The 14889-nt window shown below is 67.4% G+C and carries 17 protein-coding genes; 11 read left to right on the top strand and 6 right to left on the bottom strand.

Annotation, left to right across the window (positions count from 1 at the left end; translation table 11 throughout):
- The 3 genes from VFG33_RS02380 to VFG33_RS02370 all read right to left on the bottom strand — a co-directional run.
- Positions 1 to 403: carbohydrate ABC transporter permease (locus tag VFG33_RS02380; RefSeq protein WP_414672916.1), on the bottom strand; the 403-nt coding region annotated here is incomplete at its 3' end.
- Between the two features lie 33 nt (positions 404 to 436).
- The gene (locus VFG33_RS02375) at positions 437 to 1837 is read right to left on the bottom strand and encodes an extracellular solute-binding protein (protein WP_325021868.1); all 1401 of its coding nucleotides are present in this window, start codon (positions 1835 to 1837) and stop codon (positions 437 to 439) included.
- Between the two features lie 182 nt (positions 1838 to 2019).
- Positions 2020 to 3039, bottom strand: coding sequence for an ABC transporter permease (locus VFG33_RS02370; protein ID WP_325021866.1), 1020 nt, complete (start codon positions 3037 to 3039; stop codon positions 2020 to 2022).
- A 104-nt stretch (positions 3040 to 3143) separates the two neighbouring features.
- Here VFG33_RS02370 and VFG33_RS02365 point away from each other — a divergent pair, with 104 nt between their 5' ends.
- From VFG33_RS02365 to VFG33_RS02330, 8 genes are all read left to right on the top strand, one after another.
- Positions 3144 to 3749 carry a TetR/AcrR family transcriptional regulator gene (locus tag VFG33_RS02365; RefSeq protein WP_325021864.1) on the top strand — a complete coding sequence of 202 codons (606 nt, stop codon included), beginning with the start codon at positions 3144 to 3146 and terminating at the stop codon, positions 3747 to 3749.
- Between the two features lie 29 nt (positions 3750 to 3778).
- Positions 3779 to 3997 (top strand): hypothetical protein, encoded by a 219-nt coding sequence (locus tag VFG33_RS02360; RefSeq protein WP_325021862.1) that lies wholly within the window; start codon positions 3779 to 3781, stop codon positions 3995 to 3997.
- A 162-nt stretch (positions 3998 to 4159) separates the two neighbouring features.
- Positions 4160 to 4345: a hypothetical protein gene (locus VFG33_RS02355; protein WP_325021859.1), complete on the top strand. Its 186-nt coding sequence runs from the start codon at positions 4160 to 4162 to the stop codon at positions 4343 to 4345.
- Positions 4335 to 5282, top strand: a complete 948-nt coding sequence (locus VFG33_RS02350; protein ID WP_325021857.1) for a Gfo/Idh/MocA family protein — start codon at positions 4335 to 4337, stop codon at positions 5280 to 5282. The genes VFG33_RS02355 and VFG33_RS02350 overlap by 11 nt, the downstream gene beginning before the upstream one ends.
- Complete coding sequence (locus VFG33_RS02345) at positions 5282 to 6190, top strand: phosphotransferase family protein (protein ID WP_325021854.1); 909 nt, start codon at positions 5282 to 5284, stop codon at positions 6188 to 6190. The genes VFG33_RS02350 and VFG33_RS02345 overlap by 1 nt, the downstream gene beginning before the upstream one ends.
- Before the next feature lie 359 nt (positions 6191 to 6549).
- Positions 6550 to 6822, top strand: a complete 273-nt coding sequence (locus tag VFG33_RS02340; protein ID WP_325021852.1) for a hypothetical protein — start codon at positions 6550 to 6552, stop codon at positions 6820 to 6822.
- Between the two features lie 165 nt (positions 6823 to 6987).
- Positions 6988 to 7770 (top strand): ABC transporter ATP-binding protein, encoded by a 783-nt coding sequence (locus VFG33_RS02335; protein WP_325021850.1) that lies wholly within the window; start codon positions 6988 to 6990, stop codon positions 7768 to 7770.
- The gene (locus VFG33_RS02330; RefSeq protein ID WP_325021848.1) at positions 7767 to 10277 is read left to right on the top strand and encodes an FtsX-like permease family protein; all 2511 of its coding nucleotides are present in this window, start codon (positions 7767 to 7769) and stop codon (positions 10275 to 10277) included. Before VFG33_RS02335 ends, VFG33_RS02330 begins: the two co-directional genes overlap by 4 nt.
- A 137-nt stretch (positions 10278 to 10414) precedes the next feature.
- Here VFG33_RS02330 and VFG33_RS02325 read toward each other — a convergent pair whose 3' ends face one another.
- Entirely contained in the window at positions 10415 to 11029 is a 615-nt protein-coding gene (locus VFG33_RS02325; protein WP_325021846.1) for an NADPH-dependent FMN reductase, read from the bottom strand.
- A 63-nt stretch (positions 11030 to 11092) separates the two neighbouring features.
- Positions 11093 to 11773 (bottom strand): DedA family protein, encoded by a 681-nt coding sequence (locus VFG33_RS02320; RefSeq protein WP_325021844.1) that lies wholly within the window; start codon positions 11771 to 11773, stop codon positions 11093 to 11095.
- Between the two features lie 132 nt (positions 11774 to 11905).
- Between VFG33_RS02320 and VFG33_RS02315 the strand changes: the two genes are divergently transcribed.
- Together VFG33_RS02315 and VFG33_RS02310 are read left to right on the top strand one after the other, a co-directional pair.
- Positions 11906 to 13084 carry a sensor histidine kinase gene (locus tag VFG33_RS02315; RefSeq protein ID WP_325021842.1) on the top strand — a complete coding sequence of 393 codons (1179 nt, stop codon included), beginning with the start codon at positions 11906 to 11908 and terminating at the stop codon, positions 13082 to 13084.
- The gene (locus VFG33_RS02310; RefSeq protein WP_325021840.1) at positions 13075 to 13728 is read left to right on the top strand and encodes a response regulator transcription factor; all 654 of its coding nucleotides are present in this window, start codon (positions 13075 to 13077) and stop codon (positions 13726 to 13728) included. The genes VFG33_RS02315 and VFG33_RS02310 overlap by 10 nt, the downstream gene beginning before the upstream one ends.
- Before the next feature lie 19 nt (positions 13729 to 13747).
- Here VFG33_RS02310 and VFG33_RS02305 read toward each other — a convergent pair whose 3' ends face one another.
- Positions 13748 to 14368: a maleylpyruvate isomerase family mycothiol-dependent enzyme gene (locus VFG33_RS02305; protein ID WP_325021838.1), complete on the bottom strand. Its 621-nt coding sequence runs from the start codon at positions 14366 to 14368 to the stop codon at positions 13748 to 13750.
- Between the two features lie 79 nt (positions 14369 to 14447).
- Between VFG33_RS02305 and VFG33_RS02300 the strand changes: the two genes are divergently transcribed.
- Complete coding sequence (locus tag VFG33_RS02300; RefSeq protein ID WP_325021836.1) at positions 14448 to 14882, top strand: MarR family winged helix-turn-helix transcriptional regulator; 435 nt, start codon at positions 14448 to 14450, stop codon at positions 14880 to 14882.
- Positions 14883 to 14889: the final 7 nt, after the last annotated feature.

Genomic DNA, 14889 nt, shown 5'->3' with positions numbered 1-14889 from the left:
ACGCGCCGATCACCGCGGTGCCGACGAAGCTACGGATGACCTTGGTGGAACGGCGCATCAGCAGCGCCAGACCGAGTCCGAGCGTGTTCTGGCCGATGATCGCCGAGATCAGCGTGAAGACCAGGGTCAGCCAGATCGAGTTGACGAACGCGCTGCTGCCGAAGGCCTTCCGGAAGTTGTCCAGGCCGACGAACTGCACGTTCGCGGCGCCCGTTCCGGTCAGCGCCATGTTGGTGAACGCGGCGTACACGCAGTACAGGATCGGGCCGGCCAGGAAGATCAGCATCAGCACGATGGCCGGTGCCAACGGCAACATCTTCACGGCCTTGGCGCCACGCGGCGGCCCGCTCCGCCCGGCCTTACGGCCGGACGAAACGGACACAGCGGAAGCAGATGTCGTCACAGAGAAATCCCTTCGAGGCTGCTGCGTCGACCCTTACTGGCTCTCGGTGGTGACTTTGTCCTTGCCGCCGACGATGCCCTCGACCGCCTCGTCGTAGTTCTTCGCGGCTTCCTCCGGCGACGACTGTCCCGTCATCACCGCTTCCATCGCCGTGATGATCTCGTTGGAGACCTTCGGGTACTCCGGCAGCGCGGGCCGGTACACGGTCACCGCCACCAGGTCGGTGAAGAACTGCGTGCTCTTCGCCGAGTTCTTGTAGCCGGCGTCCGAGGCGACGTCCTTGCGGACCGCGATCTGCGCGCCGTCGGTGGCGTACTTGGTCGCGTTCTTCTGTGTCTGCAGGGTCTTGATGAAGTTCCAGGCCGCGTCCGGAGACTTCGACTTGGCCGGGATCGCCCAGGTCCAGCCGCCGGACAGGCTGACCTTGCCCTTGCCCTCGCCGGTCTGGGTCGGCATCGCGGTCTGGCCGAGCACCTCGGTCCACTGCGGCCACGGCTTCGCGCCGGTCTTCTGCCAGTTGTTGTAGAGCCAGGAGCCGTCCAGCGCGATCGCCAGCTTGCCGTTCGGCAGCAGGTCGCTGCCGACCTTGTTGCCCATGTTCGGGTCGAGCGCCTGCTTCGGCTGCGGGGCGATGCCCTCGGTGTAAACCGTCTTGATGAAGTTCAGCGAGTCCTTGAAGCCCTGGCTGCCGACGACCCACTTCTTCTGGTCGAAGTTGTAGAGGGTGTCCTTGGTCCCGTAGAGCAGCATCTCGAAGCCCTGCATGGCGGACGCCTCACCCATCGGCTTGCCGGAGTACACGTTCAGCGGGGTGACACCGGGCACCTTCTGCTTGATGGTGCGCGCGGTGTTCAGCACGTCGTCCCAGGTCTTCGGCTGCCAGTCGGCCGGCAGTCCGGCCTTGGCGAAGATCTCCTTGTTGTACCAGAGCGCCCTCGTGTCAGTGCCGTCCGGAACGCCGTAGATCTTGCCGTCCTGGCCCTTCGCGGCGCCCTTGGCGGTCTCCTCGAACTGGTTCCAGTCGGCCCAGTTCGCGATGTAGTCGTCCAGCGGCTTCAGGTACCCCGCGGTGATGTCGGAGTTGATCAGGAAGGTGTCCTCGTAGACGATGTCCGGCGCCGTGTTCGGCGAGCGCATCATCAACTGCAGCTTGGTGTAGTAGTCGTTCTCGCTGGCCACGATCGGGACGATCTCGACCTTCGATCCCGGATTGGCCGCCTCGTACTCGGTCTTGGCCCCGGTGAGGAAGTTCTTCATCACCGTGCCGGGACCCCACTGCTGGTAGGCGATCTTGATGTTCGCCGGTCCGGCGCTCTGCGAGCCGCCCGCCTCCGGCTCCTGGGTGGTCGATCCCTGACTGCAGGCCGAGACTCCCAGCAGGAGTGCACCCAGGGCGAGTGCGCCGGCCGCTTTGAAACGTTTCCTTGTGACCATCACGTCCTACCTTCGGGCAATCGTTGTCATCCCGGTACCACCGCTCAAACCCAGCGGGCTTTCCCGTGACCGTAGGAGGCCCAGACCAGTGAAGTCAATGGTTGACAGACAACGTTGTCCCCGCAGGAACGCCTCGGCGCGGTGACCGGCTCGTAACGATCCGGTCACCGCGCCGTCATCGTTCAGACAGTAACGGGCGACGCCTCATGACGACCATGTACGACGCTGCGGCTGCGGCTGCGGAGGGCGCCCAGGGTGCAGAGCGCGAGTCCGAGGACCAACCAGCAACTCAGCACCAGGAAGGGCCGCCCGGCACCTGCCCCGTCGAAGAAGCTCACCGAGCGGAGCGCAGTACCGGCTGCTCCTGGTGGCAGCAGCTGGCCGAGCGCTCCCCAGCCGGAGGGCAACATCTCGGGCGCGCTGGTGAGGCCGGAGAGCGGGTTGCCCAGCAGCATCATGATCGCGGACCCGAGGCCGATCCCCGGTGTCCCGATCAACCATTCCAGACCGAGCAACGTCAGCGAGGTCGCGGCTACCGACAGTGCGATCACCCCTGCGTTGGCGAAGTAGTTGCCTTCCAGCGAACCGAGCCAGTACTGCAGGATGGCGGCCAGCGCCAGCGCGCCGGTGATGGAGAAACCGATCGCACCAATGACCCGGCGGATCCCGGCCTGGACCAACTGCGTGAGGAGGACAGCGGCCAGGATCCCGCCGAGGACCAGGGGCAGGGCTCCCGCGGCCAGACCCGCACCGCGCGGATCGTCGGCGGGCAGCGGTACGACGTCGGTAACCTTCGCGGTCAGACCGGGCTGCGCAGCGGCCAGTTGTGCCGGCATCTGCGCCAGGATCTGCGCGACCGCCGGCCCACCGGCCGAGGCAGTCAGTACTTCGATGCTCTGCGGCTGGTCAAGCACGATCGCGCCGTACACGTCCCGGTCCTCGATCGCCTGTACCGCGGCCGCCCGGTCCGCGAGAGCTTCGACTTCGAACGCTCCTGGGCTTCTCTGTTCGAGCAAGCCGCTCACCTGGCTGACGGCTGCCGGCGGGCCGGCCACAGCCAACGGAAGGTCGCGGGGTTCCGAGCGGGAGGCCGGCCACGCGAACGCGATCAGCAGCACGGTGAGGATCGCCGTGAGCAGGGTGACAACGACCACCAGCGGTGGGCCTTTGCGCTGCTCGGTGACGGCTTCGTCCGCGGACATGGGTCAGCTCCTTTGATAAAACAGAACCAGCGTTCGTTATCGCTTCGAGCCTGGCGGGGATCGCCCACCTTGTCAAGAACGGACATTCGTTTTATGTTCACACCATGCCGAAAGTCACTGAGGAGCACCGCGTCGCCCGCCGGGAGCAGATCATCAACGCCGCCCGGTCCTGCGTGATCCAGCAGGGTTTCCACAAGACGACGATGGCCGACGTGATCCGCGAGTCCGGCCTGTCCGCGGGCGCGGTCTACGGGTACTTCAAGAGCAAGGAAGAGATCGTCGCGGCGATCGCGGACAGCGCGCTGAGTTCGGTCGACCAACTCTTCGAGGGCATCCTCGCGCAGGAGGCGCCGCTGACCCCGGCGGCCGCCCTCGATGCCGTCCTGAACCACTTGACCGGGCTCGCCTGCCATCCCGACGGCGACATCACCCGGGTCGGACTGCAGGCCTGGGCCGAAGCCATGCACAACGAGGGGATCATGGCGGTCGCGCACCAGAAGTACAGCCTGCTGCGGAACCACTTCGTCGCCGTCGCGCGCCGGGCCCAGGCCGACGGCACCCTCGACCCGGACGCCGATCCGGAGCACATCGGACAGGTCCTCTTCGGCCTGATCCCCGGCTTCATCCTCCAGCGCCTGATCCTCGGCGACGTGACCCCCGAGACCTACATCGCCGGCCTCAAAGCCCTGCTGGGAACACCCAAGCCCTGACACTCGTCCTTCGGGAGGAGGTGGGGCCGATGGACGGATTCTGGATCTTGGCGGTGAGCCTCGGCCTGGTCGCCGCGCTGCTCGTGCTGCTCCACCGGGCTGCCGCGCGGGCGCGACGCCGCGGGATCAGCGGCTCGATGCTCGGGCCGTTCGACGAGATGTACCGGCCGACCGCGTACGCGACCCACCTCGAGATCCAGGAACAGAACGAGCGGAAGAAGCCGATCCCCTCTCCCGATGACCTCTGACCACGACGACCTCTGACTGTCCGCGATCACAGGGTGACGCAGGGGGTTGAGTCGCGGGACTTACCCGGTTAGGTTGTCCCGGAGTCTTATTTCAGAGCTTGAACTAAGACGCCGGAAGACAGCCGCAGCACCACACGACGACGCTGGGGGTCGACAGTGCGAGTGCGTACCAGGGTGGAGTCGATCCCGCAGGCGACCGATCTCGGCTGGTACTGGGGCAGTCAGACGGCGAGCTTCGTCGGGGACCGGCTGACCGGGTTCGCCGTCCCGAGCATCGCGATCCTGACCCTGGACGCGAGCAGCGCCGAGGTCGGCCTGACACCACGAGGGATGACCGATGCCGCTTGAGATCGGGCTGATCGGAGCCACCGGGATCGCCGAACGCACAATGCTCGCGCCGAGCCTGCAGCGGCTGGATGTGACCGTCCGCGCGGTGGCCGCGAGCGATCCCGTCCGGGCCAAGGAGTACGCCACCAAGCACGCCATCCCGGTCGTGCACCAGGACTACTCCTCACTCCTTGCCGATCCGTCGATCGACACCGTCCACATCTCCCTGCACAACTCGGCACACCACCGCTGGGTGGTCCGAGCCGCCGTCGCAGGCAAGACCGTGATCGTCGAGAAGCCGCTCTGCCTGACGGCCGACGAACTCGCCGAGATCACCTTCGCCGCCGAGGATGTCGAGGTCTTCGAGGCGGTTGCGACAGCCGGCCATGAGTGGCAGCGGACGGTCCGCGAGTTCATCGCGGACGAGCGGTACGGAGCCCTCGAATCAGTCGCCACCAGGACGACGTTCGCAGTACCGGCTGCTGGTGGGTATCGGGATCGGCGGGAGCTCGGAGGCGGCGTCTTCTTCGACAACGCCAGCTACTGGTTGCAGGCGCTGCAGTCGACGGTGGGGCTCGACGTGGTCGCGTCCTCGGGCTCATCGGACTTCGACGGACCGGACGGCGTCGACCGCTCGTTCTCAGCATCGTTGCGCTGGGCAACAGGAGTCCAGGCGACCCTCGTTTGCGATGTCGGTCCCGACCACCGCTCGGAGCACCTCTTCACCTTCGAGCGCGCGACGGTCAAACTGCGGAACTTCCTCCGCCCGGTCGTCGGCGCAGTACCGCTGAACCTCGTCATCACCGCCGAGGACCGCCAAGTCCTCAGCTTCCCTGCCAGCTCGTACTACGACCGCCAGCTGGCCGCGATCGCCGATGGCACGGCCGATGGACTTACCGTGGCAGCACCGAGGATCAGGTTGATGGCGGAGATCTACCAAGACGCGAGAGGCAACTGATGAGCAACAAGCGGTACCTGGACCGGGCGGGCGTGGACAAGTTGCTGGTCGAGTCCGGCGTCGACCCGAGTCAGGTCACGGCGTACGACGAACTCACTGAGGGCACCTTCAACACGGTCTATCGGATCGGCCTTCCGACCGGCGATCTGATGCTGAAGGTCGCGCCCGATCCAGCGGCGCCGGTGCTGACCCACGAGCACGGGCTGATCCAGACCGAGACCGAGTTCTACCGGTCCGCGCTCGGCAAGGCGCCCGTGCCTGAGGTTGTGCATGCGGGCGAGGACTTCCTGTTGATGACTGCCCTTCCCGGCACCACGCTGCAGAACGCCGGAGTCACCGGAGACGAGCGGGCGCTGCTATGGCGTGAGCTCGGCGGGATGGTTGCTGCTTTCCACGAGGTGACTGGCTCCGGCTTCGGCTATCCCCAGCGCGGACTTGTTGCGTCGTGGAGCACCGCCTTCCTCGGGATGATGGATGACGTGCTCGCGGATGCGGCTCGCTTCGAGGTGGAGCTCCCTCGGCCGGCTGCGGCTCTGCGGCAGTTGGTGCTCGACCGGCTGGACCTGCTGGACGGAGTACGGACTCCCCGGCTGATCCACTTCGATCTGTGGGACGGGAACATCCTGGTCGAGGCAGGGCGGATCACTGGGCTGATCGATGGGGAGCGGGCGTTCTGGGGTGATCCTGTGGCGGAGTTCGCGTCGCTGACTCTCTTCACCACGCTGGACGGCGAACTGCTCGCCGGATACGGCAGTGGTGTCGACAGCGAGAGGCTGTCGCTGTACCGCGTGTATCTCTACCTGATCATGCTCGTCGAGGGGACGCCGCGCGGCTACAGCGGTCCGGACCGCGAGCAACTGGTCCGACTGATCCAGAAGCACTTGCGCAAGGACCTGGATGCGCTGTGATCGAGATCCTCACCTCTGGAGTCGCCCTAGGCGTCCACGTCCCCAGCCTCCTCCTCGCCGACCGAGGCGACTGCGGTCTCAGAGCTTTTCCAAAGGTGGCAGGACCGGGGCGTCAGCCGGTTCGTGGTCTTCTCGGGGTTCTGGCTCACGCTGGTCGAGCAGTACGTCGAACGGTTCGGGCCGGTGCCGGTGGACGCTTGTCTTGTGGACTCAGTGCAGTCGCCGTCCTTCGACAAGGCCGGGCCGACCTCATTAGATGTTCGGCAGGTCTGGTTGGCTGATGCGGAGGCGGGACGGCTCCCCTGCAGCATCCCGGTCTCGCGGGAGCGACTTGGCAGCGGGTGCTTGGCCCGTGCATTGTGCCTTCCCTGCTAGCCGTCCCCCGCTCAACGGGATCACCCGCGGCCGACGTCCCCGCAGTACGGGATGCTGTGGTCGGTTGTAGTCGCTACGCCCGCTTCCCCGTGCTGCAGCTCGAGGAACCACCCAGAGCGCCGTTCTTCGAGTACGTGCCACAGCAGTGGCCTTCCGGATTCACCTTCGGCCCTCTCACAGGGACGGTAATCGCCGCGGCCGGACCAAAAGACACCGGCCTCGCCGCCGCGCTCGGCCGACGACGGACGGCGTACTGACCGGGCACTTCAGCGCGGACGGCACCGACTGGACCGAGCCCCTCGTGCAGAACGTCCGTGAAGGATTCCGCACCTACCTGCTCGCGGAACGGTAGGCCTAGCACCACCTGCATCGGCTGCCCAGCCCCCTGGGTGACCCGCCCACTTCTCCGTAGCGTCGCAGTCATGAGGCGTAAGCAGGAAGTCATCCAAAGGTCAGCCCACTCCGTGGTCCTGAACGACGTCCGCCGGGTCTACGGCCGCGGTAACAGTTCCGTGGTCGCGCTCGACGGCGTCAGCATCGGCTTCGCCCGCGGTTCGTTCACCGCGGTGATGGGGCCGTCCGGGTCCGGCAAGAGCACCTTCCTGCACTGTGCGGCGGGGCTCGACCAACCCACCTCGGGCACCGTCTCCATCGACGACCAGCCGCTCGCCGGCCTGAGCGAGCGGCGGCTGACCGAACTCCGGCGCGAGCGGATCGGCTTCGTCTTCCAGTCCTTCAACCTGCTCCCCGCGCTGACGGTCTGGCAGAACGTCACCCTGCCGCAGGAACTCGACGGCCGCCGCACCAACCGCGCCGCCGTCCGCGAGGTACTGGAGCGCGTCGGCCTCGGTGACAAGTACAAGAGCCGTCCGGGCGAACTGTCCGGCGGTCAGCAGCAGCGAGTCGCGATCGCCCGAGCCCTAGTCGCCCGCCCCGCGGTGATCTTCGCGGACGAGCCGACCGGCGCCCTGGACACCCAGACCGCCGCCGACGTCCTCGAACTGCTCCGCGAACCGGTCCACACCCAAGGTCAGACCGTCGTGATGGTCACGCACGACCCGGTCGCCGCCTCGTACGCCGACCAGGTGGTCTTCCTCGCCGACGGCGCCCTCGCGGGCAGCATGCTCGCCCCGACCGCGGAGCAGGTCGCGGACCGGCTGACCCACCTCGGTGCTCGCGCGGCCCGGCTGGCGGCCGTCCGATGATGCGCCTCGCCGTCCGCACCCTGCGCTTCCGCAAGGGCGGGTTCATCGCGACCTTCGTCGCCGTGGTGTTCGGTACCGCGATCGTGCTCGCCTGCGGCGGCCTGATGGAGACCGGGATCCGGTCCAACGTCAACCCCGAGCGACTCGCCGCCGCCCCTCTCGTTGTCACTGGCAAACAAAGTCACCTCCGCCCCGGCGCGGAAGATGCGACGCCCCTGCCCGAGCAGGTCGGCGTCCCGTCCTCGATGGTCGCCAAGATCCGTTCGGTGGAAGGCGTGTCGGAGGTGGTCGGCAATCTCGACTTCCCGGCTCCCGTGCTGAAGGGATCACCTGATGGCCAGGGCCATGCGTGGGCGTCCGCCCGGCTCGCGCCGTACCAGCTGCGCTCCGGTACTCCGCCACGCTCCCGGGACGAGGTGGTTCTCGACCAGACGACCGCGAGCGGCCTCGGAGCCAAGGTCGGCAGCCGAGTCAGTCTGGTCGTGGGAGGCGAGCCGACATCGTTCGTCGTGAGCGGGATCGCGGCGGGACCTGCCGGTCACACCTTCTTCTCCTCGGAGCAGGCAGCTAGCCTGTCGAAGCCAGACCAGTACGCCGCGCTCGGCGTACTGGTTGCTCCTGGCACCGACCTGGAGGCCGTCAAAGACGGCATCAAGGCGGCGACTGGTTCCACTCTGTCCGTGCACAGCGGAGTGGACCGCGGTGAGGCGGAGCACTCGGACGTCGGGTCGTTCCGGGAGGCGATGATCGCGATCGCCGGTTCGTTCGGCGGGATCGCGACCATGACGATGATGTTCGTGGTCGCCTCGACGCTGGCGTTGTCCGCGCAGCACCGGGAGCGCGAGTTCGCGTTGCTGCGCAGTATCGGGACCACGCCCGGCCAGGTGCGCCGGATGATCCTGGGCGAGGCATTGCTCGTGTCGCTGCCCGCTGTCGCGGTGGGGTTCCTGCCGGGGATGTGGCTCGGGCGGTTCCTCTTCGACCAACTCTCCTCGCACGGTGTGGTGTCGGGCCTGGTCGAGTACTCGCAGGGACTGATTCCGTTCGCGGCCGGTGCTGGGGCCGCAGTACTGGCTACCGTCGGGGCGGCGTTGATCGCCGCACGGAAGTCCGCCAAGATCCGGCCGGTGCAGGCGTTGCTCGAGGCCGGACTGCAGCGGAAGTGGTTCGGCTGGGTGCGGCTGATCTTCGGGATGCTGTTCCTGGGCGGCGGACTGGCGCTGGTGATCGTGACCGCCACCGTGATGACCGGCCCGCTCGCGGGTGCCACCGCCGGACCCGCGATCCTCTGCTGGGCCATCGGCATCGCACTGCTCGGCCCCTTCTGGACCAAACTGGTGCTCGCCCTGATCCGCTGGCCCCTGTACGCCGTGAGCCGGGTCAACGGCCGACTCGCGATCCTCAACGTCACGGCACGCTCGGTGGCGATGTCGGCCGCGGTGATGCCGGTGATGCTGGCCGTCGGGATCTCGACGGCGAACCTCTACATGCAGACCACCCAGGTCAACGCGGCGGAGAAGGCCTTTACGAAGGACCTCCGAGCGGATGCCGTCCTGGTGTCGAGCGCCGGTGGGCTCGCGCCTTCGCTGCTGCCCGCGGTGCAGGAGGTGCCGGGGGTCGCGAGTGCTTCCGCCTACGTGACGAGCAACGGCGTGATCGACGAGCCGCGGAACGCGCCGTTCGACGAGGAGGGCGCCCCGCTGCAGGGCGTGAGTGCTCAGGGTCCTGACGGAGCGGCGCCGATTCGGTTGACGTCGGGCTCGCTGACTCAGCTGACTGGTTCGACTGTCGCGCTGCCGGACCGGGTCGCCGAGAAGATCAAGCGGCCGGTCGGGTCGTCCATCAAGATGACGATGGGCGACGGGGCCTCGGTGGAACTGCGGGTGGTGGCGACCTTCGCGCCCGAACGTGGGTACGAAAGCCTCGTCCTGCCGGCTGATCTGGTCGCTGCCCACACCACAGATCGTCTGACCCAGCAGATCCTGGTCCGGTTCTCCCCCGGAGCCGAGACGAGGGCTCGGGACGGACTGGCTGCGTTGACGACTGCTCATCCCGGTGTGCAGGTGGCGGATCGGGATGCGCTGATCGCCACCAACAGCGAGGATATGAAGACCCAGGCCTGGGTGAACTATCTGCTGGTCGGAATGCTGATCGCCTACACCGCGGTATCCGTGGTGAACACGTTGGCCTCGGCAACGATCCGCCGGCGCCGCGAGTTCGGGCTGCAACGGCTGACCGGCTCGACCCGCGCCCAGGTACTCCGGATGCTGACCACCGAAGGCGCCCTGGTCGCCCTGGCGGGCATCATCCTCGGCACGCTGGTGGCGCTGGCGACGCTGATCCCCTTCAGCAACGCCGTCTCCACCTCGGCCCTTCCGACCGGGCCGATCTGGATCTACTTCATCATCATCGGAGCCGCCGCGCTGCTCACCTTCACGTCGATCCTCGTCCCGGCAGCCTCCACCCTCCGCGCCCGCCCCGCGGAAGCCGTCGCCCGAGCAGACTGACCACCACGAGCAGTCCTCAGCTCATTGGAGCCCCGACACTCCGTTCATTCGCCCCTTTTCACCTTCAGGGACCGCCAACAGTCAGAGCGGTATCCGAGCTGGAGGGTGAAAAGGGGGCGAATGAACGGAGCAGGTGATCACTGCGCAGGTGTCGGTTCCGCTACCGGCTGGAGGGCGATGGTCGTCGCCTGCACGAGGCCGGCGTTGTGCCGGATCCAGCCGGACAGGACGATCTGCAGGTCCTCCAGATCGCGCTCTTCCAGCACCACGCCAGGCGTCGGCACACTCGCCCCGAGCTCTGCCAGAACGGGCCGGATATGCAGATCCGCCAGCAGTTTGTGCGAAGGCGCCGCGGACACCGTCACCGGAACGACGACAGACCCCGCGAGCGCCTGCGGTGGCAGCACATCCAGGAAGCTCTTCAGCAACCCGGTGTAGCTCCCCCTGTAGACCGGAGTCGCCAGCACCAGCACGGAAGCCGACGACGCCAGATCGATCGCATTGTCCAGCGCCGCCCGATCCTCCTCGGAGGCCGACTCTCCTTGGAAGATCGCCGGCGCGAAGGTGACGAGGTCCACCAGTTCGTCCATCCGGTACGGCGTACCCAACTCGGAGGCGAGCAGTTCCGCCACGGAGGCGGCCGCCGCCGCGGTCCGCGAACCCGCGCGGGGATTGCCCACCACGGTGACGACTGATTGCGGCCAGACCGGCGGGTCCGGCACGATCCGCGGCTCGAAGGCGACTGTTGGCATCGGGATCCATCTCCCAGCAGGGTTGGACAGTTGAGATCCCGAGCGTAACCAAAGTCGAGCGCTCTACTTGACTTTCTCAGATGCTGAACGCCTGGCCCGCACTTTGACTACCACGAACCACCCCACCGCGGCGACCGCGGCCGCCACCACGACGTACTGGAACACCCCGATGGACGACTCCACCACATGCCACTGCTCCCCCAGCAGGTAGCCGGCGATGACCAGCGCGGAGTTCCACACCGCGCTCCCCAGGGCGGTGAGCGCGAGGAAGAGCCCGATGGACATCCGCTCGACCCCGGCCGGAACGGAGATCAGGCTGCGCACCACCGGCACCAGCCGGCCGATCAGCACCGCCTTGGGACCGTGCCGGGCGAACCAGTCCTCCGCCTTGTCGACGTCGGCCACCTTCACCAGCGGCAGTCGCGCGGCCAGTGCCCTGGTCCGGTCCCGCCCCAGCGCCGCACCCACGCCGTACAGCGCCAGCGCACCGACCACCGACCCCAGCGTGGTGAAGAGGATCGCACTGAGCAGCCCCAGGTCGCCGCGGTTCGCCGCGAATCCCGCCAGCGGCAGGATCACCTCGCTGGGCAGCGGCGGGAAGAGATTCTCCAGCGCCACCGCGAGCCCCGCGCCAGGCGCCCCGAGCTTCTCCATCATGTCGATGGCCCACCCGGCCACCCCTGTTGTCGGCTGCTCGGTCGCTTGCGCCAGCGCAGTCATCATCACCTGGTTCGTCGAGTTCATGGCGTCGACGCTAGGTGCGCGAACCGTGCTCGCGCCCTGTGGTCGACCGTCGTAGTTGCTCGGCATTTCCACAGTACAGAACTGCGGAAAACCACAGTCCGCATCACTCCTGTGCCCACTAACCTTGCGGACATGCGAAGGCGGGACGGGTTGCTACGGCGGAGCGTGAGGACCCTGGTGGGTGTCACGCTCGGCTCGCTGCTGGCCCTGGCCGAGCTCGGCTTCCTGATCGTGGCGAGCGTCGGACTGGTCCCGATCGTCGCCGTCCCCCGCTCGCGGGACCGGGTGGTCGGCTTCGTGCATCGTTGCGCCCGGCAACTCGCCGTCGTGGAGCAGCGACGGCTCGCGCGCTGGCACCAGGTCCACGATCTCGGCCCGTACTCCGACCGCAACGCGTTCCGGTACATCGTCAGGCGCTGGCCGATCGGCGCCCTCGGCGGCCTCGTCCTCCTGCTGCTCCTGTTCGGCCTGGTGGTGGCCGGATCCATGCTGACAGCCTGGATCTTCGGCGGCCCCTGGGCGTTGATCGAGAACGGGAGCGACAGGATCAGCGTGGAGACGCTCGCGGTGGCCCTGATTCCCGGCACGCTGCTGCTCTACCTGAACGTGATGGGCATCATCGGCGTCCCGGTACTGGATGCCCGGATCGCCCGGCGCTCTCTAGTCCCCTCGGCCGAGGAGGTGCTGACCCGCAGGGTGTCCGAGCTGACGCTGAGCCGCGCCGAGGTGGTCCAGGTGGTGAACGACGAGCGCCGCCGGATCGAGCGCGACCTGCACGACGGCGTCCAGCAACGCCTGGTCGCGTTGGGGCTGCTGCTCAGTCGCGCCCGTCGGACCGACGACCCCGACCACGCCGCCGCTCTGATCAAGCAGGCCCACGAGGAATCCGAGCAGGCGCTCGGCGACCTGCGCGAGGTCGCCTGGCGGGTCTACCCGACGGTGCTCGACGAGCTCGGCCTACGCGACGTCATCGCTGTCCTCGCCGAACGATCGAGCATCCCCGTGACCTTGCGCTACGAACTATCAGAGCGACCGCCGGCAACGGTGGAGACAGTCGCGTACTTCGTGATCTCGGAGGCCATCACCAACGCGGCCAAACACTCCGGCGCCGAGCGAATCGAGATCGTCCTCCGCCGTCAGACTGCCGGCTTTCTAGTGACAGTGACCGACGACGGGGAGGGCGGCGCTGATCCGGGCGGCCGCGGATTGACCGGACTGGCCGGGCGGGTCGCCGCCAACGACGGCACCTTCAGTGTCCACAGCCCGCCAGGCGGGCCCACCATCGTGAAGGCGGAGCTACCGTGCGCGTGATCCTGGCCGAAGACTCCACCCTGCTCCGGGAAGGTCTGGCCCGTCTTCTCGTCGAAGAGGGCCACCAAGTGCCAGCAGCAGTCGGCGACGGCGACGCGCTGGTAGCTGCCGTCGAGGCACTGGCCGACGCTCTCCCGGATGTCGTCGTGGTTGACGTGCGGATGCCCCCGACGCACACCGACGAAGGCCTTCGCGCCGCCCTGACGATCCGCGAACGCTGGCCGTCCGTCGGTGTCCTGGTGCTGTCGCAGTACGTCGAGAAGTCCTACGCCACCGAGCTGATCACCTCAGGCCAGGACGGAGTCGGCTATCTGCTTAAGGATCGGGTGATGCGGGTGGAGGAGTTCCTCGACGCACTGAACCGCGTCGGCACCGGTGGGGTCGCGTTCGACCCGGACATGATCCGCCAGTTGCTGGCCCGCACCACGCACACCGATCCCCTGAGCAAACTCACCAACCGCGAACGTGAAGTCCTCGCCATGATGGCCGAGGGCCACAACAACCTCGGCATCGCGAGCCGGCTGTTCATCTCGCAGAGCGCGGTCGAGAAACACATCAACTCGATCTTCGACAAGTTCAGCCTGTTCCAGGAGACCGGCTACAGCCGCCGCATCCTCGCCGTCGTCCACTACCTCACCAACTGACCTCAAAGCTGGGGGGCCCTTAGAGCCGCGGCACTCCCTGGCCGGTGAGCTGCGGAGTGCTGACGGTCCGGCCACTGAGCAGCAGAAGGAGGGCCGACATCGGGCCACGGATCTCGGCCCCCTCACCGGCAGACCAGTCGACGTCCGTGGCGACCAGGTGAACACCCTCGAGGCGCTTGCGGGCCTTGAACGGGAAGCTCTTCGCCCAGATCCGATCGGCCGCACACCGGGCCGCATCAACCGGCATCTCCCGACGAATTCCCAGCGGTATGGCGATGTCCTGGCCGTGGATCAACACGTCCAGCAGCGGATCCACCGCCGTAGTACCGAGCGGGTGCTGCCGCGACCCGGCGAACTCCCCGTACTGCGCCACGATCTCGTCAGGCGAGTACTGCGAGCCCGCGCGCCGGGCTTCCTCGAAGACGAACCGGTTGAAATCGCCCCGGCAACGCACCATCCCGCTCACCACGGGCAGCACTCGCGCCTGCGGTGACGAGATCACATGGGCGGCGACGTCCTGCACAGTCCACCCGGGGCACACCGATCGCATCTGCCACTGTTCGGCGGTCAACCCGCTCAGGAGGTCGGCGAGACTCGCCCGCTCCGAGTCGACGTATCGCCAGATCTCATCCGTCCGCATCGCGGCTACCCCACTCCGAACTAGTAAGCCTCTCTGACCAAATTAGACAGTCTCTCTGACTACCCGTCAAGATGACAGGGTGCCGGACGACGAACTGAACCTCGGACTGCTGCTCTTCATCCCCTATCGTGCACTGGAGAACAGGGTCTTCGCAGCGCTGGCCGAGGCCGGGTACGACATCACGCCGGCTCAGGCTCGCGTCTTCCAGCGGATCGGCCCCGACGGCACCCGGCTGACCGAACTCGCCGAGCAGGCGCAGGTGACCAAGCAGACGGCGGGGTTCCTGGTCGACCAACTCGAGCGGGCCGGGTACGTGCAGCGCACCCCCGACCCGTCGGACGCCCGGGCCAGGCTGGTCCGGATCTCCGAGCGCGGCCTGAGGACGATCCCGATCGCGAGCGCGGCGATCGCCGAGATCGAGGCCGAGTGGACCGCGCACCTGGGCGCCACCAAGGTCGGTCAACTCCGGGCGGCACTGATCACTCTCCGAGAGATCACCGACCCCTACGCCTGAGCGGTTA

The sequence above is a fragment of the Kribbella sp. genome (genome assembly GCF_035687465.1).
Classification (GTDB): Bacteria; Actinomycetota; Actinomycetes; order Propionibacteriales; family Kribbellaceae; genus Kribbella.
This window is presented reverse-complemented; position numbering and strand designations above follow the sequence as displayed.